Genomic DNA, 371 nt, shown 5'->3' on the forward strand with positions numbered 1-371 from the left:
TGGTTGTTGATCGGCAGACCGTCTTTGTTGGTCAGCGTGATGGTGTAGGTGATCTCGCCGCCTTCGGTGACCGACGGGGTCGCGGTCAGTTTGGCCACTACTTCGTCGAGGGTGTCGGTGACTTGAACCGAAGCCGCACCGCCCAACTCGAGGTTCTCGAACGCAGCGCCGGTGGCGTCCACCGCCGAGTTGATGCCCAGGCTGATCTGGCCAGCGTCGTTGTAGACGTCATCGCCTTGCGCAGCGTGGGTGTACGGCGCGCTGGTTTCGCCAGCCTTGATGGTGACCTGAGCATTGTTGCTCAGGGTCACGACCAGGTCGTGGGCCAGCGGCTGGTTGACGTGCACGGTGAAGGTTGGCTTGACGTTCTC

At 62.3% G+C, this 371-nt stretch carries 1 protein-coding gene; it reads right to left on the reverse strand.

From position 1 onward, the window contains the following. Nucleotides 1-371, reverse strand: a 371-nt coding sequence (locus ACTJJN_RS27055) for an immunoglobulin-like domain-containing protein (RefSeq protein ID WP_440781805.1), incomplete at both ends; no start/stop codon positions are given.

This window comes from Pseudomonas sp. 22515 (genome assembly GCF_052044625.1).
GTDB lineage: Bacteria > Pseudomonadota > Gammaproteobacteria > Pseudomonadales > Pseudomonadaceae > Aquipseudomonas > Aquipseudomonas alloputida.